General features: G+C 59.8%; 18 protein-coding genes and 1 tRNA gene. 11 read left to right on the top strand and 8 right to left on the bottom strand.

Annotated features, from left to right (window positions below):
- Nucleotides 1-79 precede the first annotated feature (79 nt).
- The 4 genes from valS to KSX58_RS08060 all read right to left on the bottom strand — a co-directional run bounded on the left by valS (nucleotide 80) and on the right by KSX58_RS08060 (nucleotide 6,173).
- Nucleotides 80-2,809, bottom strand: a complete 2,730-nt coding sequence (valS, locus tag KSX58_RS08075; protein ID WP_217736130.1) for a valine--tRNA ligase — start codon at nucleotides 2,807-2,809, stop codon at nucleotides 80-82.
- Nucleotides 2,810-2,923: 114 nt separating this feature from the next.
- The gene (locus KSX58_RS08070; RefSeq protein ID WP_217736129.1) at nucleotides 2,924-4,471 is read right to left on the bottom strand and encodes an ABC transporter substrate-binding protein; all 1,548 of its coding nucleotides are present in this window, start codon (nucleotides 4,469-4,471) and stop codon (nucleotides 2,924-2,926) included.
- 89 nt (nucleotides 4,472-4,560) lie between these two features.
- Complete coding sequence (nth, locus tag KSX58_RS08065; protein ID WP_055054963.1) at nucleotides 4,561-5,226, bottom strand: endonuclease III; 666 nt, start codon at nucleotides 5,224-5,226, stop codon at nucleotides 4,561-4,563.
- 188 nt (nucleotides 5,227-5,414) lie between these two features.
- Nucleotides 5,415-6,173 carry a response regulator transcription factor gene (locus tag KSX58_RS08060; RefSeq protein ID WP_217736128.1) on the bottom strand — a complete coding sequence of 253 codons (759 nt, stop codon included), beginning with the start codon at nucleotides 6,171-6,173 and terminating at the stop codon, nucleotides 5,415-5,417.
- A 157-nt stretch (nucleotides 6,174-6,330) separates the two neighbouring features.
- Here KSX58_RS08060 and KSX58_RS08055 point away from each other — a divergent pair, with 157 nt between their 5' ends.
- Nucleotides 6,331-7,116, top strand: a complete 786-nt coding sequence (locus KSX58_RS08055; RefSeq protein ID WP_039775832.1) for a hypothetical protein — start codon at nucleotides 6,331-6,333, stop codon at nucleotides 7,114-7,116.
- Between the two features lie 67 nt (nucleotides 7,117-7,183).
- Here KSX58_RS08055 and KSX58_RS08050 read toward each other — a convergent pair whose 3' ends face one another.
- The 4 genes from KSX58_RS08050 to KSX58_RS08035 all read right to left on the bottom strand — a co-directional run bounded on the left by KSX58_RS08050 (nucleotide 7,184) and on the right by KSX58_RS08035 (nucleotide 11,603).
- Nucleotides 7,184-7,750 (bottom strand): manganese efflux pump MntP family protein, encoded by a 567-nt coding sequence (locus KSX58_RS08050; RefSeq protein WP_117762691.1) that lies wholly within the window; start codon nucleotides 7,748-7,750, stop codon nucleotides 7,184-7,186.
- A gap of 314 nt (nucleotides 7,751-8,064) precedes the next feature.
- Entirely contained in the window at nucleotides 8,065-8,559 is a 495-nt protein-coding gene (locus KSX58_RS08045; protein WP_021913572.1) for an inorganic diphosphatase, read from the bottom strand.
- A gap of 437 nt (nucleotides 8,560-8,996) precedes the next feature.
- Nucleotides 8,997-11,255, bottom strand: coding sequence for a maltotransferase domain-containing protein (locus KSX58_RS08040; protein ID WP_217736127.1), 2,259 nt, complete (start codon nucleotides 11,253-11,255; stop codon nucleotides 8,997-8,999).
- Between the two features lie 271 nt (nucleotides 11,256-11,526).
- Nucleotides 11,527-11,603, bottom strand: a tRNA-Met gene (locus KSX58_RS08035).
- Between the two features lie 195 nt (nucleotides 11,604-11,798).
- Here KSX58_RS08035 and metA point away from each other — a divergent pair.
- The 10 genes from metA (at nucleotide 11,799) to nucS (ending at nucleotide 21,107) form a co-directional block, all read left to right on the top strand.
- Nucleotides 11,799-12,833: a homoserine O-succinyltransferase gene (gene metA, locus KSX58_RS08030; protein WP_011743723.1), complete on the top strand. Its 1,035-nt coding sequence runs from the start codon at nucleotides 11,799-11,801 to the stop codon at nucleotides 12,831-12,833.
- A 493-nt stretch (nucleotides 12,834-13,326) separates the two neighbouring features.
- Entirely contained in the window at nucleotides 13,327-14,136 is an 810-nt protein-coding gene (gene atpB / locus KSX58_RS08025) for a F0F1 ATP synthase subunit A (protein ID WP_011743722.1), read from the top strand.
- A gap of 56 nt (nucleotides 14,137-14,192) precedes the next feature.
- The gene (atpE, locus tag KSX58_RS08020; RefSeq protein WP_003809874.1) at nucleotides 14,193-14,420 is read left to right on the top strand and encodes an ATP synthase F0 subunit C; all 228 of its coding nucleotides are present in this window, start codon (nucleotides 14,193-14,195) and stop codon (nucleotides 14,418-14,420) included.
- A gap of 59 nt (nucleotides 14,421-14,479) precedes the next feature.
- Nucleotides 14,480-15,001: a F0F1 ATP synthase subunit B gene (locus KSX58_RS08015; RefSeq protein WP_011743721.1), complete on the top strand. Its 522-nt coding sequence runs from the start codon at nucleotides 14,480-14,482 to the stop codon at nucleotides 14,999-15,001.
- A 29-nt stretch (nucleotides 15,002-15,030) separates the two neighbouring features.
- Nucleotides 15,031-15,858 carry a F0F1 ATP synthase subunit delta gene (locus KSX58_RS08010; RefSeq protein ID WP_011743720.1) on the top strand — a complete coding sequence of 276 codons (828 nt, stop codon included), beginning with the start codon at nucleotides 15,031-15,033 and terminating at the stop codon, nucleotides 15,856-15,858.
- A gap of 71 nt (nucleotides 15,859-15,929) precedes the next feature.
- A complete protein-coding gene (gene atpA / locus KSX58_RS08005) occupies nucleotides 15,930-17,558 on the top strand; it encodes a F0F1 ATP synthase subunit alpha (RefSeq protein WP_003809860.1) in 1,629 nt (542 codons plus the stop codon).
- Nucleotides 17,559-17,561: 3 nt separating this feature from the next.
- Complete coding sequence (locus KSX58_RS08000; RefSeq protein WP_070122622.1) at nucleotides 17,562-18,482, top strand: F0F1 ATP synthase subunit gamma; 921 nt, start codon at nucleotides 17,562-17,564, stop codon at nucleotides 18,480-18,482.
- 8 nt (nucleotides 18,483-18,490) lie between these two features.
- A complete protein-coding gene (gene atpD / locus KSX58_RS07995) occupies nucleotides 18,491-19,975 on the top strand; it encodes a F0F1 ATP synthase subunit beta (protein WP_003809855.1) in 1,485 nt (494 codons plus the stop codon).
- Nucleotides 19,975-20,253 (top strand): F0F1 ATP synthase subunit epsilon, encoded by a 279-nt coding sequence (locus KSX58_RS07990; RefSeq protein WP_085382134.1) that lies wholly within the window; start codon nucleotides 19,975-19,977, stop codon nucleotides 20,251-20,253. Before atpD ends, KSX58_RS07990 begins: the two co-directional genes overlap by 1 nt.
- A 149-nt stretch (nucleotides 20,254-20,402) precedes the next feature.
- Entirely contained in the window at nucleotides 20,403-21,107 is a 705-nt protein-coding gene (gene nucS, locus KSX58_RS07985) for an endonuclease NucS (protein ID WP_034984488.1), read from the top strand.
- The last annotated feature ends 5 nt before the right edge of the window (nucleotides 21,108-21,112 follow it).

Below are 21,112 nucleotides of genomic sequence, written 5' to 3'. Positions count from 1 at the left end.
ATGCAAAGGAAAGGCCCCTCGTATGTGGGTGAAGTGAGCGGCTGCGCTACAAAAGCCGCTGGCGGCTCACCTCAGAGACTCACTTCTTCGGTTTCTTGGCCGGCGGTTCGCCTAGCTCGCTTTCGGCGACCGTCACATCGGCGGCCTCGTCCTCACCCTCGGCGGCAGCCGGTGCGGTGAAGGCGATCGGTCCGGTCACGCGACCAGCTTCGGCAATATCGCCCAGCGCGGCCTCGACGGCCGTGCGAACCTCATCCGCGGCGGCCAGCGTCACGGACAGGATCGGGGTCTTCATCGAAACCTTGGCCTTCGACTTGATGCCACGCAGCGCGGCCAGAGCCTCACCGGCATGAGCAAGCAGATCGGCGGATGCGTCGCCGGCGGCGGCCGCGTACACGTCGGCCGCAGGCCATGCTGCGCGGTGCACGGAGCCTTCGCCCTCATGCATCCAGCTCCACACCTCTTCGGTGGCATACGGCAGGTACGGGGCCAGCAGGCGCGCGAACGCATCAAGACCCAGGCCCAGCGTGGTGCGTGCGGACTTCACCGCGGCCTCGCTCGGCACGTTGCCGGTGGAATCGGCGGTGCCGTAGGCGCGGTTCTTGACCAGCTCGATGTAGTCGTCGCAGAACTGCCAGAAGTAGTTCTCGATGACTTCCAGAGCCTTGGAATGCTCGTAGTTGTTGAGATCGTCGGTGGCTTCGCGGACCACGGCGGCCATCTTGGACATCGCGGAACGGTCGATCGGCTCGGTCACGTCGGCCGGGTTCCATGCGGCGACTGCCGGAGCGCCCACGTGATGGTTCTCGTCCTCACGTCCGATGGCCAGCGCGAACTTGGTGGCGTTGAGCAGCTTGATGGCAAGACGGCGGCCGATCTTCATCTGGCCTTCGTCGTACGTGGCATCCAGACCCAGACGGGCGGCGGCGGCCCAGTAACGCACCGCGTCGGCGCCGAACTGCTTGATCGGCTTGTCCGGCACGACCACGTTGCCCTTGGACTTCGACATCTTCTTGTGGTCCGGATCGAGGATCCAGCCCGACAGCGTGGTGTTGGCCCACGGCAGGCACTTGTTCTCGAGATGCGCGCGATCCATGGTGGAGAACAGCCAAGTGCGGATGATGTCCTGGCCCTGCGGACGCAGATCCATCGGGAAGGTGGCATTGAAGATCGCCTGGTTCTCCTCGCCCGGTTCCTCCCAGCGGGTCACGATCTGCGGGGTGAGCGACGAGGTGGCCCAAGTATCCATGATGTCCGGCTCGGCGGTGAAGCCGCCCGGCACGTCACGCTGGTCCTCGGTGTAGCCTTCCGGCACATCGTCGGTCGGATCGATCGGCAGACGGTCCTCGCTCGGGGTGATCGGATGATCGTAATCCGGGGTGCCATCCTCCTTCACCGGGTACCACAGCGGGAACGGAACGCCGAAGAAGCGCTGGCGGGAGATCAGCCAGTCGCCGTTGAGGCCGTGCACCCAGTTCTCGTAGCGCACGCGCATGAAATCGGGGTGGAAGTTCAGCTCCTTGCCGCGCGCGATGAGCTCGGCGTTCAGCTTCTCGTCGGTGCCGCCGTTCTTTAGGTACCACTGGCGGGAGGTGACGATTTCGAGCGGCTTGTCGCCCTTCTCGTAGAAGTTCGTCATACGCTTGGTCGGGGTCGGCTCGCCGTCCAGATCGCCGGCAGCGCGCAGCTCGTCGACGATGACCTTACGTGCGGAGAACGTGGTCTTGCCCGCGGTCTCCTGGAAGATACGCTTGCCTTCCTCGTCTTCGATCCAATCCGGGGTGTCCATGACGATGCGCCCGTTGCGCTGGATGATGGAACGCAGCGGCAGGTTCAGATCGCGCCACCATTCGACGTCGGTCACGTCGCCGAACGTACAGCACATGGCGATGCCGGCGCCCTTGTCCATTTCCGCCGCCTTATGCGCCAGAATCGGCACCTTCACATGGAACAGCGGGGAGTAGACGTACTGGCCGAAATACTGCTTGTAACGCTCGTCGTCCGGATGCGCGATCAGCGCGCCGCAGGCGGCCAGCAGTTCCGGACGGGTGGTCTCGATGTAGATCGGGGTGCCGTCTTCGAAACGGAAGGCCAACTTGTGGTAGAAGCCCGGGTATTCGCGCGATTCCAGTTCGGCCTGCGCCACTGCGGTCTGGAACGTCACGTCCCACAGGCCCGGGGCGTCCTTCTGATACGCCTCTCCGCGAGCCAGGTTGCGCAGGAACGCTTTCTGGGCCACGCGCTGCGGATGCTCGCCGATGGTGTGGTAGGTCTGCGACCAGTCGATGGACAGGCCGAGGGAGCGCCACAGCGCCTCGAACTGCTTCTCGTCCTGGGCGGTGAGCTTTTCACACAGTTCGATGAAGTTCTTACGGGAGATCGGCACCTGGTCCTTGGCGTCGATCTTCTTGCCATCGGTGCCTTCGAACGGCGGCACGAAATTCGGATCGTACTTCAGGGAAGTGTCCACGCGCACGCCGTAATAGTTCTGCACACGGCGTTCGGTCGGCAGGCCGTTGTCGTCCCAGCCCATCGGGTAGAACACGTCGTAGCCGTTCATGCGCTTGAAACGCGCGATCACATCGGTATGCGTGTAGGAGAACACGTGGCCCACATGCAGGTGGCCCGAAACGGTGGGCGGCGGGGTATCGATGGAATAGACGGCCTTGCGGTCGCGGGTGCCCTGGAACTTGTAGACTCCGCTCTCGTCCCAGACGCCACGCCACTTGTCTTCGAGACCGTCCACGCCGACCCTGTCGGGCAGCGGCGTGAGGTTCGCGTTGATGGTGTTATCTTGGCTTTCAGTCATAGTCGCTAGTCTAGAAAGCGAATGTGACAACTGCCGTCGTATCAGCGCCTATCGAACCGAATGCCGGAATCGCAGGCAAATCGCGGAAAATCCACATAAAAAACCGTGGAAAAATCAGTGCAGCGTCAATCTGTTCAACGGCAGCAGACGGTCGGTCAGATTCTTCGGATACCCCTGCAGCCCATCGGAAACGGCAAGGAAGTTCTTACGTGTGTACAGCCAGTCGCTGGCCGCGTTTTCGCTGACGGCGCGCGCGTAATCGCGCATGCGGGCCTGATAATCGTTGTCGTTGGTCGCGGCCATGGCATTGGCGTAAGCCTGCTGCGCGTCGCCGTTCTCGAAATGGAACACGGACTGGCCGTTGTCGAAGACGCTTGCGTCACCTTCGTCGCTCATGGTGGTCAGCGCGATGTTATAGGTGCCGGCGTTCATGCGTTCCGTCACGTCCGCGGCGGAATCGAGCACTTCCAGATTGGTGTTGATGTTGAGGTTTTCGATGGCGGTTTTCACGTCGTTGCCGATGCTTTCGTATTCCTTCGGCACCAGAATGTCGATTGGCGCGATGTAGTTCACTCCGAAATACGTGCGCATCCGTTGCCCCTGTTCGAGATTGTAGGGGTACAGGCCGCTCAGGTCCTCATACCCGTCTTCCAGCGGGCTGATCGGCCCTCCTAGCGGCGCGTACGCGTCGGGCGCGTTCTTGGCGATGGTCTTCGCATCGATGGCGTATCGCGTCATCTTGCGGATCTGCTCGTCGGAGAAGGGGCTGTTGTTGTCGTTGTTGAACGCGAGCATCACCTTGTCGAAGCTGATGCCGCTGTCCGCGGTAATACCGTTGGTCTTGCCCAGTTCCGAGGCGGTTGAAGCGCTCAGCGGCAGCGCCATGCTGATTTTGCCGGCTTTCATGGCATCGGCCATGGATTCCTCGTTGGTGTAGTAGTAGAGCGTCACTTGCGATGATGCGGCTTTTTTGCCCCAATACGAGTCGTTGCGTTGCAGCACGATTTGCGATTGGTCCGCGGTTGACACGGTGAATGGTCCCGATCCGACCGCCGATTTCGCATAGTTGGTTTTGCTTTCCGCGTCGTACACGACGCCTGCACGGCCGGCCAGCGCGCGCAACAGCCGCGGATTCGGCTTGGCGAGCGTGATGACCACCGTATTCGCATTGGGATTGGTGATTTCCTTCAGATCACCAAGCTGGTCGGCTCCCACGTAATGGTTGTTGACGGCGTTCTGCAGCGACCAGACCACGTCGGACGAGTCGAGTTTGTGCCCATTGGCGAACGTCATGCCGTCGTTCAGCGTGAACGTGTACGTGAGACCGTCGTCGGAAGCCTGCCAGGAGCTGGCGATTCCCGGCTGCAGTTTGTTGGTTTCGCTGCGTGACACCAGCGTTTCGTATACGTTGCCGAGCAGCGCTTGCTCCACGGCGGTGCCTTGTTCGGTGCGGATGTCAAGCGATTTCGGCGCATTGCCTTCGATGCCGACGGTCACCGACGAGTCGGAGACGAGCGTGCCGAAGGATGTGATGGGATTCTTGCGGCCTGTCAGCGACAGTCCCAGCCACAGCAGCACACTGAGCACGATCGCGACGCCGAAGAAGATCAGCCAGCGCGTCGCCTCGGCTTTCAGATTACGTTTCCGCCCGTTTTCATCCATGCACCCGAGTCTAGTTGACGCGTGCTACACGCCCGATGGCCGGGTGCGATTCGACGGAGTGCCGGCGCGGCGGCTGGCATGCGTCGGAATCACGCGGCGAACGCGCTCGGACACGTGTCGTTGAGGGGGCAGTCGGCGCAATCCGGTTTTCGCGCATGGCAGATGGCGCGGCCATGCAATATCAAACGGTGAGACAGATCGGTCCATTCTTCGGGAGGGAAGCAGGCGGTGACCTCACGTTCGATGGCCACCGGGTCAGGGGAGGGGCTCGCCCAGTCGGACCGCCACCGCAATCGCCCAGTCACACGAATCACATGCGTGTCCACAGGAAAACCGGGCACGCCGAACGCGTTGCCCAACACCACGTTCGCGGTTTTGCGGCCCACGCCCGGCAGGCTGACCAGCGAAGCCATATCGGCTGGCACCTCGCCCCCGAATCGCACGCACAACTCATGCGACAGCCCGATGATATTGCGCGCTTTCGTACGGAAGAAGCCGATGGTGCGGATGATGTCCTCGACGTGCTCGGGATTCGCGGCGGCAAGCTCCGCCGGACCGGGATATTCGCCGAACAGTTCCGGCGTGACCATGTTCACGCGCTTGTCGGTGGTCTGCGCGCTCAACACCGTAGCCACCAGCAGTTCGAAAGGAGAATTGAAGTTCAACGCGCATTTCGGATCGGAAATCTCCACGCACAACTGCTCGTATTCCTGATGCATGCGCGCGATCCGCGCCTTCTTCGATTCCCGAGGCATGCCTCCAGCCTACCCCTCGCATGCGGACGAACGCGGAAAACCTATGGAAACGTCGCAATCGGCAAAAACAGCGAAAATCCATCGAAAAAACGACAGAAAATCAGCAAAAAACAACAGGAAATCAGCGAAAGGCCAACGAAAACAAACGAAACCCGTCGAACATCAACGGAATGATCGCAAGAAAAAAGTCAGCTTTCGCCGGACTCGCCGTGAGCCGCATCCTTGGCCGCGGCCTCATGCTCATCCTCTTCCGGCGGATCGAAACGATAGCCGACGTTGCGCACGGTGCCGATGAGATGCTCGTACTCGCCGCCCAGCTTGGCGCGCAGACGACGGATATGCACGTCCACAGTGCGGGTGCCGCCGTAATAGTCGTAGCCCCACACCTCCTGCAGCAGCTGCGCACGCGTGAACACGCGGCCCGGATGCTGCACCAGATACTTGAGCAGCTCGAACTCCTTGTACGCCAAGTCGATCGGATGGCCATGCAGGCTGGCCGTATAACCGTTGGTATCCACCACCAAATCGCCGGAACGGATCAGACCATCCTCGTTCTGCACGCCCTGCTCGCCGGTGCTAGCGGCCGTGCTGGCCGGCGCATTGCCCCGTTCGGACACCAGACGCAGACGCCCCTCCACTTCGGCGGGGGAAGCGGAGGCCACCACCACATCGGCGATGTCCCACTGCGAATTCACCACGGTGAAACCACCCTCGGTGAGAATCAGCACAATCGGCGTGGACAGTCCGGACGCGTGAATCAGGCGGCACAGCGTTTTCGCGGTGGCCAAATCGTCACGCGCATCAAGAAACAGAATGGTGTTCTCCGGCATCTTCACCAAGCTCGCCGCATCCATCGGCAGAACGCGCACGCGGTGGGACAGCAACGCCAGCGAGGGAAGAACGGTGGCCGGGTCGCTAGCGAACGTCATAAGCGTAAGATCCGTCACGTCAGCTCCCTCATGTTCCCTATAACTGATGCCGCGATTGTACACTCGGTATGTGTTATCGGCGTTTCCTCGATTGTAACCGAAGTATGTGGACACTTACGGCTACATTTATTCATATTGCATACGGAATGACCACAATATGAAAAGGGGGTCCGAGATGACCGCTGAGAAGGCCACCGCCCAGGAAGCCACGCGGAAAGTCGCTTTTGCCAAGGTCCTGGCGATTCAGATCATCGCATATGTGGTGCTGGTGGCGCTCGCATTGGTTCCCGGCATGATGTACGGCGACGCCGCCAAACCGGCCGCGGTTCCGTTCACGATCATCGCCTCGCTGGCGATGGTCGTGCTGCTGGTGGTGTTCAGTCCGTTCCGCGACGGCGTCGCCGGCCATGTGATCGCCGCGATCGCAGGCCTGCTGTCGGCGATCTGCGCCACGACCGTGATGCTGGGCAATGTGATCTTCCCCGCCGGCCTGGATGGCGGCAAAAGCTTCTCCATGGAGGAAGCGTGGATCGCCGGCGTGGGCGGACTGCTGATCGTGCTGATCATCGTATCCTTCGGCCGGCAGATGGCCCGCGAAAACCGCACGCACCTGATCCGCTCGCTGTCGCACAGCGTGGTCGAAGGCGTCGCCATGATCGCCAGCGCGGGCTGGTGCTTCCTGCCGGTGCTCCTGCCGACAACGCATTCCAGGGCCGCCGCCATGTCCGCTGCCTCCGGAGCCACGGTGGACATGTTCAGCAACGTGACCACGACATGGGTCGTCGCCGCGATCGTGACGGTATTGGTGGCCGTGGCGCTCACCGTGTGCTCGTACTTCTGGCACCGCGACGCCGACCCCGAGCCGGATGCGCGTTCGCCGTGGATCGGCCTCGCACTGCTGCCGGTCATGCTGACCGGTCTCGCAGTCGGTCTGGCGGCGCTCGCCATCGTCGTGCTGTAAACGGCTGTTCTAATGACAAAGCCCGTAATCGCAATGATTACGGGCTTTTATTATGTTGGATTGGCAGTCAACCGAGGAATCCGAGATGCTCGAACAGCACCTTCACGCCGATAAGAATCAGCACGATGCCGCCGGCGATCTGCGCGGGCTTCTGCCACCGCGAGCCGAACGCGCGGCCGATATACAGGCCGGCCGCGGAGAACAGGCCGGTGGTGACGCCGATGATGACCACCGAAAGCCAGATGTTGAGCGTCATGAATGCGAAGCTCACGCCGACGGCGAAGGCGTCGATGCTGCAGGCCACGGCGAGCGGCAGCATGTGCTTCCAATCGAATTCAGGGGTTTCCTTGGCGTTCTCCTCGTCTTCTTCGAAGGCTTCGCGCATCATATTGCCGCCGATCAGAGCGAGTAGGCCGAAAATGATCCAATGGTCCACGGCGGTCACGTATTTGCTGAACGTGCTGGCCGCGAAATAGCCGAGCAGAGGGAAAAGCGCCTGGAATCCGCCGAACCACAGGGCGGTTTTGAACGCATCGACGCCGCGAAGCTTCTTGACGGTCAGGCCTTTGCCGATGGAGACGGCGAACGCGTCCATGGACACGGACACGCCAATAAGCAGAATCTGAATGAGCATAGCTGGTGAAAAGGTTCATCCCGCCGGTCTCCCCACGGGATGGGCCTCGACGGATTGCGTTCCGCCTACGCCTAGGAGTACCGACACAGAACTGCCGCACGCGGATGTGATATGTGACGTCCAGCGGGCTTTGAATTCAGCGAATACTGTTCGCATGCCGAAAATTACAAGAGACCACTATACCGCGGTACGAAGAAATCGGACGCTTTGGTCCGTTGGACTCCCCGCAACGGCACCTGGCCTCCACTGGCTGGAAAAGAGGAAAAGCCCACTGCCGGGGGCAGTGGGCTTTGACATAAAAAGGGGAGAAGCGATCACTTCTCGCTATCAGCGAGGCGCTTGCGGGCTGCGACGATTTCCTCCTCGGCCTTGGCGGCGCCAGTCCAGTAATCGCCCGGCAGGACTTCCTTGCCCGGCTCCAGAGCCTTGTACTGCTCGAAGAAGTGCTTGATTTCAGCCTTGTGGTACTCGGAAACATCTTCGACATCCTTGATGTCGTCGAAACGCACATCAGCCGGAACGCACAGCACCTTGTCGTCTCCGCCAGCCTCGTCGACCATGTGGTACAGGCCAACGGCGCGGCATTCCACCACGCAGCCCGGGAACACGGAGTTCGGAATCATGACGAGTGCGTCGAGCGGATCGCCGTCCTCGCCCAGAGTGCCGTCGATGTAGCCATAGTCATCCGGGTAACCCATGGAAGTGAACAGGGTGCGGTCCAGGAACACGCGGCCGGTCTCGTGATCCACTTCGTACTTGTTCTTGGAGCCGCGCGGAATTTCCACCACGACGTTGAAGGTTTCTGCCATTGTTTTCTCCTTGATCGAATGATCAGCAGTAGTTCGTTACTTAGAATACCCGCTTTCGCGCCATATCGGCACCATTTTCCGGATACCTATATGAATGGTGCTCAGTGCTGGGGAGATAAGGCGTGATGCGCTCGCTGGTCAACATCTTTTTGGCCGATTGTGATTGACTATCCTGCCTTGGAACGTTGGAAGAACAATTCCGTAGGTGGTTTTGCTCTTCCGTAGGTGGTTGGCTCTGGTATCCCTGCGGCAAAAAGGCTTGATTTCAGCCATTCTGTTTGCGTGGATTGACCGGAGAGCACCTACGGAATCAAAAAAACCACCTACGGAATGCACAAAGCCGGGTTGAAAACGTGAGAAACGTCTTCAACCCGCCCTTGATCTATGTGTTTTGCGCTGGCTGGGTGCTAGGCAGAGTGCCTAGCACCCAAACTCACTCAGTCCTCGACCACCGTCAGCACGTGCGCCACGTCGGCCCACGGTGCCAGCGAGACGTAGTTGTCCCAGCCCCAATCGAACTCGCGTCCGGTCAGCTCTTCGCGTACCTTGAGCGGCTTGTCGGTGGCGAAACCGAAGTCCGGCAGTTCGATGTGCACGATGGACTGATGCGCGTTGTGGCCGTCGAGGTTCACCACCACGATCACCGTATCCGGCTTGCCGGTACCGGTAAGCTCGGCCGGGGTCTGGCGCAGGAACGCGATGACGCCCGCATCGTCGCTCGGCAGGATGTGCAGGTTGTGGTAGCTGCGGCATGCCGGATGCTCAGAACGGATCTTGTTGAGCGAGGTGAGCAGCTCGGAGATGCCGTACTTGTCGGCCTCGTCCCACTCGCGCACCTTGACTTCGTACTTCTCGTTGTCGATCTGCTCTTCGAATCCCGGACGCTGCTTGTTCTCGATGAGCTCATAGCCGTTGTAGATGCCCCAGCTCGGAGAGCCCATCGCGGCGAGCACCGCGCGCACCGCGTGACCGGCGATACCGTTGTCGCGCAGGTAGGCGGTCATGATGTCCGGCGTGGACGGCCAGAAGGTGTTGTGCTGGTAGAAACCACCGTCGCCGTTGGTCTCCTCCAAATACTCCTCAAGCTCCTCCTTGGTGTTGCGCCACGGGAAGTAGCAGTGCGACTGCGTGAAGCCGGCATAGCTCAGCGCGCGCATCATGCCCGGACGGGTGAACGCCTCGGCCAGGAACAGCACCTCGGGATGCTTCTTGGTGACCGCGGCGATCACATCCTGCCAGAACCGCACCGGCTTGGTATGCGGATTGTCCACACGGAAGATCGTCACACCAGCCTTGACCCACAGGTCCATGATGCGTTCAACCTCGGCCTCGATGCCTTCCATGTCGGCGTTGAAATCGATCGGATAGATGTCCTGGTACTTCTTCGGCGGATTCTCGGCGAATGCGATCGTTCCGTCCGGCTTGGTGCGGAACCAGTTCGGATGCTGTTTGACCCACGGGTGGTCAGGCGAGCACTGCAGCGCGAAGTCGAGCGCCACTTCGATACCCAGCTCATGCGCGTGCGCGCAGAACGCCTTGAAATCGTCCATGGTGCCGAGCAGCGGGTCGACGGTGTCGTGGCCGCCCAGCTCGGAGCCGATGCCGAACGGGGAGCCCGGATCGTGCGGTCCGGCAATCAGCGTGTTGTTGCGGCCCTTGCGGTTGGTCACGCCAATCGGGAAGATCGGCGGCAGGTACACGATGTCGAAGCCTTCGGCCTTCGCGCGGTCGAGGCCGGACAGCGCCGTCTTCAGCGTGCCCTGCACGATCTTGCCGTCGGCGTCGAAATACGCGCCTTCGGAACGCGGGAAGAACTGGTACCATGCGGCGAAGCTCGACTTCGGACGCTCCACGCGGAAGCGCTGCGGATTCGACGCGCTCAGGCCGTCGCGCAGCGGATTGGTTTCATGCAGGCTTGCGATTGCGTCGGTGGTCGCTGCGGCAAGACGCGCGGTCGCGTCGAGCGACTTGTCGGCAACGGTCTTCGCGGCTTCGCGCAGCGTCTTCTTGTCATCGGCGGTCAGCTTGGAATCGCGTGCGCCAGCCCAACGTTCCAGCAGCTGCGCGCCGGATTCCAGCGCGTTCTCCACATCGTCGCCGACCTCGACCTTGATTTGCGCGTCGTGCAGCCAGGAAGCGTACGTATCTTCCCAGCCTTCGACCACGATGTGCCATTCGCCGAGCTGCTTCTTGACGTCGGCATAGCCATCTTCCCACGGCTTCAGGTCGCTGTGGTCGCCGATCTTGACCATCGCTTCCCAGCGGTCCAGGCCGGGGTTGGTGCAGGTCATGGGGAAGCGGGCCTTCTCGGTGCCGCGCGTGTTGCGCACGGACACGGTGGCACCGGCCTTGGTGCGGCCTTCGATGAACACCTGCGCGGTGACCTTGAATGCCTCGCCAAGCTCCACGCGAGCCGGGTACAGGCCGTTTTCGGCGGACGGAGTGATGCCAAGAACGTTTACGCGGCCGAACTGTTCCGGGCTGGTGCGGTTGATGATAGGTGCTGGAGTTTCGCCGACGGTTCGCTTCGTTGCGGTTTTCGGCTTGGAAGTGCGCTTGGTGGTTGGTTTTTTGGTTGTCGTCTTTGCGGTTGATTTCGCGGCTGTCCTCGTTGTCTTTGTGGCCGCTGCCTTGGCTGTTGTCTTTGCTGTTGCCTTTGTGCGCGGTGTCGCGCTTGATGATGTTGCTTCATTCATATAGCCGATTATAGAGGTAGTTGTGTTCTTTTTGTGATTTCCCTTTTTCGTAACGATTACGGCGATGCGGCTACAAGTACTTTCTTCAAATACTTTTGGTAAAGCGTTTTAATACATGGTTTGCGATTATGTTCGATTATGAAGGCTGCGGCGGCATGACCATACGTTGTGTGTGCCGGTTGCGTTCGATATGTATGGGGACTTTATATAAAAGGAGCGAGGCGTCCTAGAAAAACAAAAAACCGGAAACCAAAAGGTTTCCGGTTTCAATTGGTAGCGGGGCATGGATTTGAACCATGGACCTCTGGGTTATGAGCCCAGCGAGCTACCGAGCTGCTCCACCCCGCGTCGGCTTGCCTTCATTGAGGCAGCTCTAACTACTTTACGGATGTTGGCTAATAAGTCAAATCGGCGTGTCGCATATTGCGCTGCTAGTGGAATCGCATATCCGATAACGCGTTATCCGTTTTTCGTATAACGCTGCGGACCGTCGATGAAAACCGCCGAATACGCCATATCCGGGTCCGCACCATAATAGGAAACATGCCTATCAAGATTCCCAGCGGCCTTCCGGCCAGAGACATTCTCGACTCCGAGCGCATCTTCGCGCTTGAAAAGCCCGAAGCGGAGCGCCAGCGCGTGCGTCCGCTCAAGCTGGTGATCCTGAACCTCATGCCGAAGAAGATCGAGACCGAAACGCAGCTGCTGCGTCTGATCTCCAAGAGTCCGCTGCAGGTCGAGGTCGACTTCATGAAGACCTCCACCCACGAGGCCACGCACGTGAGCGCCGACCATCTGGTGAAGTTCTACGAGACGCTCGATGCGTTCAAAGACAACTATTACGACGGTCTTGTGGTGACGGGAGCGCCCGTCGAGCACCTCGATTTCGAGCAGGTCGACTACTGGGACGAGTTCAAGCAGATTCTCGACTGGGCTTCCACCCACGTCTTCTCCACCATGTACCTGTGCTGGGGCGCGATGGGCGCGCTCAACTATCGGTACGGTGTGCGCAAGGAGTTGCTGCCGGAGAAGCTCTTCGGCGTGTTTCCCCAGTATCTGCAGGACGAATACTGCTTCCTCACCAACGGTTTCGACGAGATCTGCCTGCAACCGCATTCCCGCCTGGCGGGGGTCAACGAGGGTGATATCGCCCATAATCCCGAGCTGCAGGTGCTCACGTGGGGTCCGAAGTCCGGCCCGGGGCTCATCGCCACGCGTGACTTCTCCGAAGTGTTCGCGCTCGGCCATTGGGAATACGGCAAGTACACGCTCGCCGAGGAATACGAGAGGGATATGAAGAAGGGCATGACCAACGTGCCGTTCCCCGAAAACTATTTCCCGCACGACGATCCGAAGCTCGAACCGCTGTTCGCCTGGCGCGCCCACGCCAACCTGCTGTGGCGCAACTGGCTCAACTGGGTCTATCAGACCACGCCTTACGATTTGAGCGAAGTACCGCAGCTGCGCGAGGAGAAGCGCCTCGGCACCGACCGTTCGATCCGGCACGAGCCCGGTTCTCCGCGTGTCGACGCGTTCACGCCATTCTCGCACGATGGATACGGTGTCATTCGCGGCTGATTTCACGAAGATCGGCGAACTGCTGACAAGTATTGGCGATTGTCCCACGATTGCCGCTTTTGCGCGGTGTCGTGGGCTTTTTTGCGCGGTTTTTGTTGCCTGCTGCGACATCGTTTCATTTTCGCCGTCATATATTATGGTGCGATATGTTAAGTAAAACGTTTTATCAAGCAGTGTTGCAAACGATGTCTATTTTGGTGTGAATGGGGGTGAAATAGGCCGAATCGACAACGGCCGTGGTTGTGTCTAATAGTCCCCGCAACGTGCGAAACGCCGGTTTTCGCTATACGGTAGTAGGGGAAAGCTCCCGGTGCGGAATGTTGTCTAGCCACGGTCTGATAATCCTTTGCAGCCATTCGGGGCTGGTATGCGAACGCGTTTATGGGCGCGTTAGCATAGAACCCGAAGGATGTTCTGGTTTGGTAACCGGAATGTCACATTCGACTCAGCTGTTGGGCTAGACTAACAGCTGACACAAGAGCAGGAGGCGTGAATGATTAGTGCATTGGGAGAGGGCATCATGACCATCGCCGATGGTCCAGAGATGCCGAGCATCAATGACTTCCTTCCCGATCCGTTTGTTTTTCAAGGCACGCCGTTCGCCATCAACCGCATCATCCTCGTTCGTATTCTTGCGACCGTCATCATGCTGCTGGTTCTCGGAATTACGGCAAGCCGTGCAAAGCTCATCCCTGGCCGTTGGCAGGGCGCAGTCGAATGGCTGATCGAGTTTGTCCGCGACAACATCGTCTATCAGGTGATGGGCGAGCTGCGTGGCAAGCGTTATGTGCCGATGATCACCACCGTGTTCTGCACGTTGCTGGTCTTCAATCTGTGCGGCATCATCCCGGGCTTCAACATCGCGGCAAGCGCGTCCATCACGCTGCCTCTGGTGTTCGCCATGTGGTGCTTCTGCCAGTACTGGATTGCCGGCATCCGTGAAAAGGGCCTTGGCCACTTCCTGAGGGACGAGATCTTCCCGAAGGGCGTTCCGGCCCCGATCTATATTCTGCTGTCCCCGATTCAGCTGCTTGAGCTGCTGATTATCCGCCCGTTCTCGTTGACGATCCGACTGTTCGCCAACATGGTTTCGGGCCACCTGATCCTTGCGTTGTGCCTCTCGGCCACGCAGTTCTTCCTCGTTGATGTGGTGAACAAGCTGATGATGCCGTTCGGCATCATCACCTTCGCGGCTGGCATGTTCATGTTCCTGTTCGAGGCGCTGGTCGCCTGCCTGCAGGCTTACATCTTCGCCATCCTGACCACCGCGTACATCAATATGAGCTATCCGGAGATCGACTGACCGCCGGCTTTTTAAGTGTTGCTTCTTATCAAGCAATAACCAGAAAGGAAACAATCATGGATATCGTTACCCTCGCTGAGGTTGCCGGCAACCTGAACGTCGTTGGCTACGGCCTCGCCGCCATCGGCCCTGGCATCGGTCTGGGCATCCTGATCGGCAAGACCATCGAAGGCACCGCTCGCCAGCCTGAGCTCGGCAGCCGTCTGCAGACCCTCATGTTCCTGGGCCTGGCATTCGTCGAGGTGCTGGCACTGCTCGGCTTCGTGCTCGCCTTCATCAAGTAAGACTTGATCCCCAAGGTAAACACCGAAGACGCAAACGAACGTGAAAGGAGGAAGACACTATGGTGACCGCAGCTAGCGAGATGGAACTGTTCCTTCCGAAAAGCTACGACATTTTCTGGTCGTTGGTCATTCTGATCATCGTCGCCGTGTTCTTCTACAAGTTCTTCCTGCCGAAGTTCCAGGCCGTGTTCGATGAGCGCGCAGCCAAGATCGAAGGCGGCATCGCCAAGGCCGAACAGGCCCAGAAGGATGCCGACGAAGCCAAGGCGAAGTACGATGCCCAGCTGAGCAACGCACGCGTCGAGGCTTCCAAGATCCGCGACGACGCTCGCGCGGAAGCATCGCACATCATCGCCGACGCACGTACCCGTGCCGAGGCTGATGCGGCGCAGATCACCGCCACCGCCCAGCGTTCCATCGAATCCCAGCAGCAGCAGGCTCTGGTGAGCCTGAAGGGTGAGGTCGGCGTGCTGGCAACGGCACTGGCCGGCAAGATCCTGGGCAGCAAGCTGGAAAGCGACGACGTGCAGTCGACGATGATCGACCAGATGATCGCCGAACTGGACAGCGACAAGAAGTGATCGAAACCTTCAAGAAAGGGAGGTGACCAATGCGAGGAGAAGCATCGCGTATCGCAGACCGCGTTTCGCGTGACTCGCTGGCCCCCAAGCTGCGTGACAGCGGCGAGGACGCATGGCGTATCGGGAACGAACTGTTCACGATCACCAACGTGCTCGACCACAACATCCAGCTTGAACGTGCCCTCACCGACCCGTCGCGCCCAGTCGAAGACAAGGTTGCGGTAGTCAAGACCCTCATTGGAGATGAAGCCCATCCGTTGACGATGGAAATCATGTCCGATCTGGTGGCCCGCCGCTGGAGCCGCGTGTCCGACATCGCCAACGCCGCCGAGGATTTCGGTGTGGATGGCATGATGTACTACGCGGACCACACGAATGCTACTCTGCAGGTCTCCATCGAGCTTGCCCAGCTGCATTCCGCACTGCTCAACCTTCCGGTCGTACGCAGCAAGCTGTATGACGCAACCGTCCCCGCCGAAGCCCGTATCAAGCTGCTGTACAGCCTGATCGGCAATGCCGACTTCAATGTGGTGACCAAGCGTCTGGCCGAGCATGCGACCTGCAATCTGCGCAATCGCCGCTATCTGCAGACCATTCAGTGGCTGATCAACAAATTCTCCCGTCACATGGGCGAATCGATGGTCACCGTCACCACGGCAACGCCACTGAGCAAGGAGCAGGTCAAGAAGCTCGTCGCCATCTATTCGGCGAAGACCGGCCATCCGGTGCACATCAACTCGGTGGTCGATCCGACCGTCCTGGGTGGTATGCGCATCCAGGTGGGCGACGAGGTCACCGACAACACGGTGGTCGCACAGCTGCAACATCTTCAGCGCACGGTGAAGGCGACCGCCTGACGGCACGCCGCACGGTGAACAAGCCTGAAACAAGACTTGACTGAATTTAAAAACAACAATAAGGAGTGATCATGGCAGAACTTACCATTGATCCCACCACGATACGCAAGGCGCTCGATGAGTTCGTCGAGTCGTACAAGCCGTCGGACACTCCGACCCAGGAAGTCGGTTATGTCGCGACCGCTGGCGACGGCATTGCGCACGTGACGGGACTGCCTGGTTGCATGGCCAATGAGCTGCTGACCTTCGAAGACGGCACGCTTGGCCTGGCGTTCAACCTTGACGCCCGCGAGATCGGCGTGGTTATCCTCGGCGATTTCACCGGTATCGAGGAAGGCCAGGAAGTGCGTCGTACCGGCGAAGTGCTCTCCGTGCCCGTCGGCGACGGCTACCTTGGCCGCGTCGTGGACCCGCTAGGCAACCCGATTGACGGTCTTGGCGAGATCAAGACCGAAGGCCGTCGTATTCTCGAGGCCCAGGCACCTGACGTTATGCATCGTCATCCGGTTGACGAGCCGCTGTCCACCGGCCTGAAGGCCATCGACGCAATGACGCCGATCGGACGTGGCCAGCGCCAGCTCATCATCGGCGACCGCCAGACCGGTAAGACCGCTATCGCAATCGATACGATCATCAACCAGAAGCGCAACTGGGAATCCGGAGACCCGAAGAAGCAGGTCCGCTGCATCTACGTGGCCGTCGGTCAGAAGGGCTCCACCATCGCATCGGTGAAGCAGTCCCTGGAAGAGGCCGGCGCTATGGAGTACACGACCATCGTGGCTTCCCCGGCTTCCGATTCCGCAGGCTTCAAGTACATCGCACCGTACACCGGTTCCGCCATCGGACAGCACTGGATGTACAACGGCAAGCACGTGCTCATCGTCTTCGACGATCTGTCGAAGCAGGCCGAGGCTTACCGCTCGATTTCCCTGCTGCTGCGTCGTCCGCCGGGGCGTGAGGCTTACCCAGGCGATGTGTTCTACCTGCACTCCCGTCTGCTCGAACGTTGCGCCAAGGTTTCCGATGACCTCGGCGGCGGCTCGATGACCGGCCTGCCGATCGTCGAGACCAAGGCGAACGATGTGTCCGCCTACATTCCGACCAACGTGATTTCCATCACCGATGGCCAGATCTTCCTGCAGTCCGACCTGTTCAACGCGAACCAGCGTCCTGCTGTGGACGTCGGCATCTCCGTGTCCCGAGTCGGTGGCGCTGCCCAGACGAAGGCCTTGAAGAAGGTCTCCGGCACGCTGAAGATCTCGCTGGCGCAGTACCGTTCGCTGGAATCCTTCGCCATGTTCGCTTCCGATCTGGATGCGGCTTCGAAGGCTCAGCTGAACCGTGGTGCCCACCTGACCGAGCTCCTGAAGCAGCCGCAGTTCTCCCCGTATTCGATGGAACAGGAAGTCGTGTCCGTGTGGGCCGGCACCCATGGCAAGATGGATGACCTGCCAATCAGCGACGTGTTGCCGTTCGAAAAGGGCATGCTGGATTATCTGGATCACAACACCGATATCCTCAAGACCATTCGCGAGACCGAAGACTTCACCGCCGACACCGAGGCTGCCCTCGACAAGGCCGTGGAAGCGTTCCGTGAGACCTTCGTGACCAGCGCGGGCAAGCCGCTGGTCGAGAAGAAGCCTGACGAGAAGCACACCACTCCGGTCGAGCAGGAAAAGATCGTCGCAGGAGAGAAGTGATTCATGGGCTCGCAACTCGCATTGAAATCTAGGATCGCCTCCACCGCGTCGCTGGAGAAAATCTTCAACGCGCAGGAGATGATCGCGTCTTCGCACATCGCCAAGGCACGTGACGTGGCCTTGAACGCGAAGCCGTATACCGATGCGATTTTCGACGCCGTGCAAGCGCTGGTGGCCCATACCCATATCGACCATCCGATCGTGAAAAAGAACGAGGACAACCCTCGCGTGGCTGTCCTCGCTCTCACCTCGGATCGTGGTATGGCAGGTCCGTACACCTCCTCGATCATCCGCGAAACGGAATCGCTGTTGGCCCGACTCGACGAGAAGGGCAAGCAGCCGGAACTGTATGTGTATGGTCGTCGCGGTGTGACGTATTACAAGTACCGCAACCGTCCGGTTGCCGGCACTTGGGAAGGCGATACCGACCAGCCCGGCGTGGAAGTCGCAGAGTCCATCTCGAAGGCACTGTTGGACGCTTATATGAAGCCGGCGGACCAAGGTGGAGTCTCCGAACTCTACATTGTGTTCACCGAGTTCGTGAATATGGTGGTTCAGAAGGTGCGTGTGCTGCGCATGCTACCCGTTGAGCTCGTGCTTCCGGAACAGCCGGAATCCGGTCCTGTGCCGGAATCCGATGCCGATGCCGCGACTCCTCTGTATGCGTTCGAGCCAAGCGTTGACGAAGTACTCGACGCGATTCTGCCGAAGTACATCCAGTCCCGTATCCATGAATGCCTGCTCACCGCAGCGGCATCCGAGACTGCAAGCCGACAGAACGCCATGCACACGGCTACAGACAACGCCCGCAGCCTGATCGATGAACTGACTCGCAAGCTCAACGCTTCGCGTCAGGCATCGATTACCCAGGAACTTACCGAAATCATCGGCAGCGCTGATGCGCTGAACAAGAAGGAAGAGTAGGAACGCATATGGCTGAGAATCAGACCACAGCGGCTCCCGAGACGGCTGCAGAGCCGACCGCTGGACGCGTTACGCGTATCCAGGGTTCGGTTATCGACGTCGAATTCCCGGTGGGCCACCTGCCCGACATTTACAATGCACTTACCGTTGAACTGGCCAACACCGGTGTCCACGAAGAGGGCGAGACCACCAAGAAGATCACCCTTGAGGTTGAACAGCATCTTGGCGATTCCACCGTGCGTACCGTCGCTCTGAAGCCGACTGACGGCCTCGTGCGTGGCGCCACCGTGTATGACACCGGCGGCCCGATCTCCGTGCCGGTTGGCGATGTCACCAAGGGCCACGTATTCGACGTGTCCGGCAACATCCTCAACAAGAAGGCCGACGAGACCGTCACGGTCACCGAACGTTGGCCTATCCACCGCAACCCGCCGGCATTCGACCAGCTGGAGTCCAAGACCCAGATGTTCGAAACCGGTATCAAGGTCATCGATTTGCTGACCCCGTATGTGCAGGGTGGCAAGATCGGTCTGTTCGGTGGCGCAGGCGTCGGCAAGACCGTGCTGATTCAGGAAATGATTCAGCGTGTGGCCCAGAACCACGGCGGTGTGTCCGTGTTCGCAGGCGTCGGCGAACGTACCCGTGAGGGTAACGATCTGATCGGCGAAATGGACGAAGCTGGCGTACTTGAGAAGACCGCACTGGTCTTCGGCCAGATGGATGAGCAGCCGGGTACCCGTCTGCGCGTGCCGCTGACCGCACTGACCATGGCAGAGTACTTCCGTGACGTACAGAACCAGGACGTGCTGCTGTTCATCGACAACATCTTCCGCTTCACCCAGGCTGGTTCCGAGGTATCCACCCTGCTCGGCCGTATGCCGTCCGCAGTGGGCTACCAGCCGAACCTGGCCGATGAGATGGGCGCGCTGCAGGAGCGCATCACGTCGACCCGTGGCCACTCCATCACCTCGCTGCAGGCCATCTACGTGCCGGCCGATGATTACACCGACCCGGCCCCTGCGACGACCTTCGCCCACCTGGACGCAACCACCGAGCTGTCCCGTGACATCGCCTCCAAGGGCATCTACCCGGCAGTCGACCCGCTGAGCTCCACTTCGCGAATCCTTGATCCGCGTTATGTGGGCCAGGCTCACTACGAGTGCGCCAACCGCGTCAAGGCGATTCTGCAGCGTAACAAGGAGCTGCAGGACATCATCGCCCTGATCGGTATCGATGAGCTCGGCGAAGAAGATAAGACCACTGTGAACCGCGCCCGTAAGATCGAGCAGTTCCTTGGCCAGAACTTCTACGTCGCCGAGAAGTTCACCGGCCGTCCGGGCTCCTACGTTCCGGCGGACGAGACCATCGAAGCATTCACCCGCATCTGCGACGGCGTGTATGACGACGTTCCGGAGCAGGCATTCTCCGGTATCGGCGGCATCGACGACCTCGAGAAGAAGTGGCACGACATGCAGAAGGAATACGGTGCGTGATGGCCGGATCGACATTGCAGGTGAACATCGTCGCCGCTGACCACCCTGTGTGGCACGGCACGGCGAAGTCCGTTACCATTCCCGCCTCCGAAGGCGGAATGGGCATCCTGCCCGACCACGAGCCTGTGCTGACCGTGATCAAGGAAGGAACCATCGTTGTGGTGGATCCTGAAGGCAATCGCTTCTCCTTCGAGGTGACTGACGGCTTCATCTCCTTCGATTCGAACAAGCTCACCGTCGCGGTCGAGCGTGGAACCAACGTGAAGCGCGCCGAATAAGCCGTTTCCGCTTGACGTAAGGTGGCCCGGTAATCGCAATATGTTTTTGTATTGCGATTACCGGGCCGCTTTTGTCTTTTACGTGGCTTTCCGCCGCCGCGAATACGTATGCCGTACGTACGGCGACGCGCATGGTAGGGTAGTGCCTCGTGCGAATTATTGTTGCTGACTGCTCTGCCGAATATTCCGGACGATTGAACGCCTCCCTGCCGCTCGCCAAGCGCGTGCTGCTCATCAAGGCGGACAACAGCCTGCTGATCTTCTCCGAACTCGGCTCATACAAGCCGCTCAACTGGATGTCCGCGCCATGCAGCATCAGGGACATCACCCCCGACCACGCCGATGACGACGTTGATACTGAAGTGCCGCAAAAGGTGATCCGCGCGTCGGCCGACAAATCGAACGACGTGCTGGAAGTGACGTTGCAGCACATCTATTCGGACGAATCGTACGACCTCGGCGAGGATCCGGGCCTCATCAAGGACGGCGTCGAAGACCATCTGCAGAAGTACCTGGCCGAACAGATCGAACGCATCGGCAAAGGCGCGAAGCTCGTGCGCCGCGAATACCCGACAGCCATCGGACCGGTCGACATCATGGCAATTGACGGCAACGGCGAGCACGTGGCCATCGAAATCAAGCGCAACGGCGGCATCGACGGCGTCGAACAGCTCACCCGCTACTGCGATCTGCTCAACCGCGACCCGCTGCTGGCCCCCGTGCACGGCATTTTCGCCGCGCAGACCATCACCCCGCAGGCCCGCGTGCTCGCGCAGGACCGCGGTTTCAAATGCCTGATTCTCGATTATGAGGAGATGAAGGGCACCGAAGACGACTCTCTACGACTCTTCTAATGAAA

It is taken from the genome of Bifidobacterium sp. MSK.17.10 (assembly GCF_019129655.1).
In the GTDB taxonomy this organism is placed as follows: domain Bacteria; phylum Actinomycetota; class Actinomycetes; order Actinomycetales; family Bifidobacteriaceae; genus Bifidobacterium; species Bifidobacterium adolescentis.
This window is presented reverse-complemented; position numbering and strand designations above follow the sequence as displayed.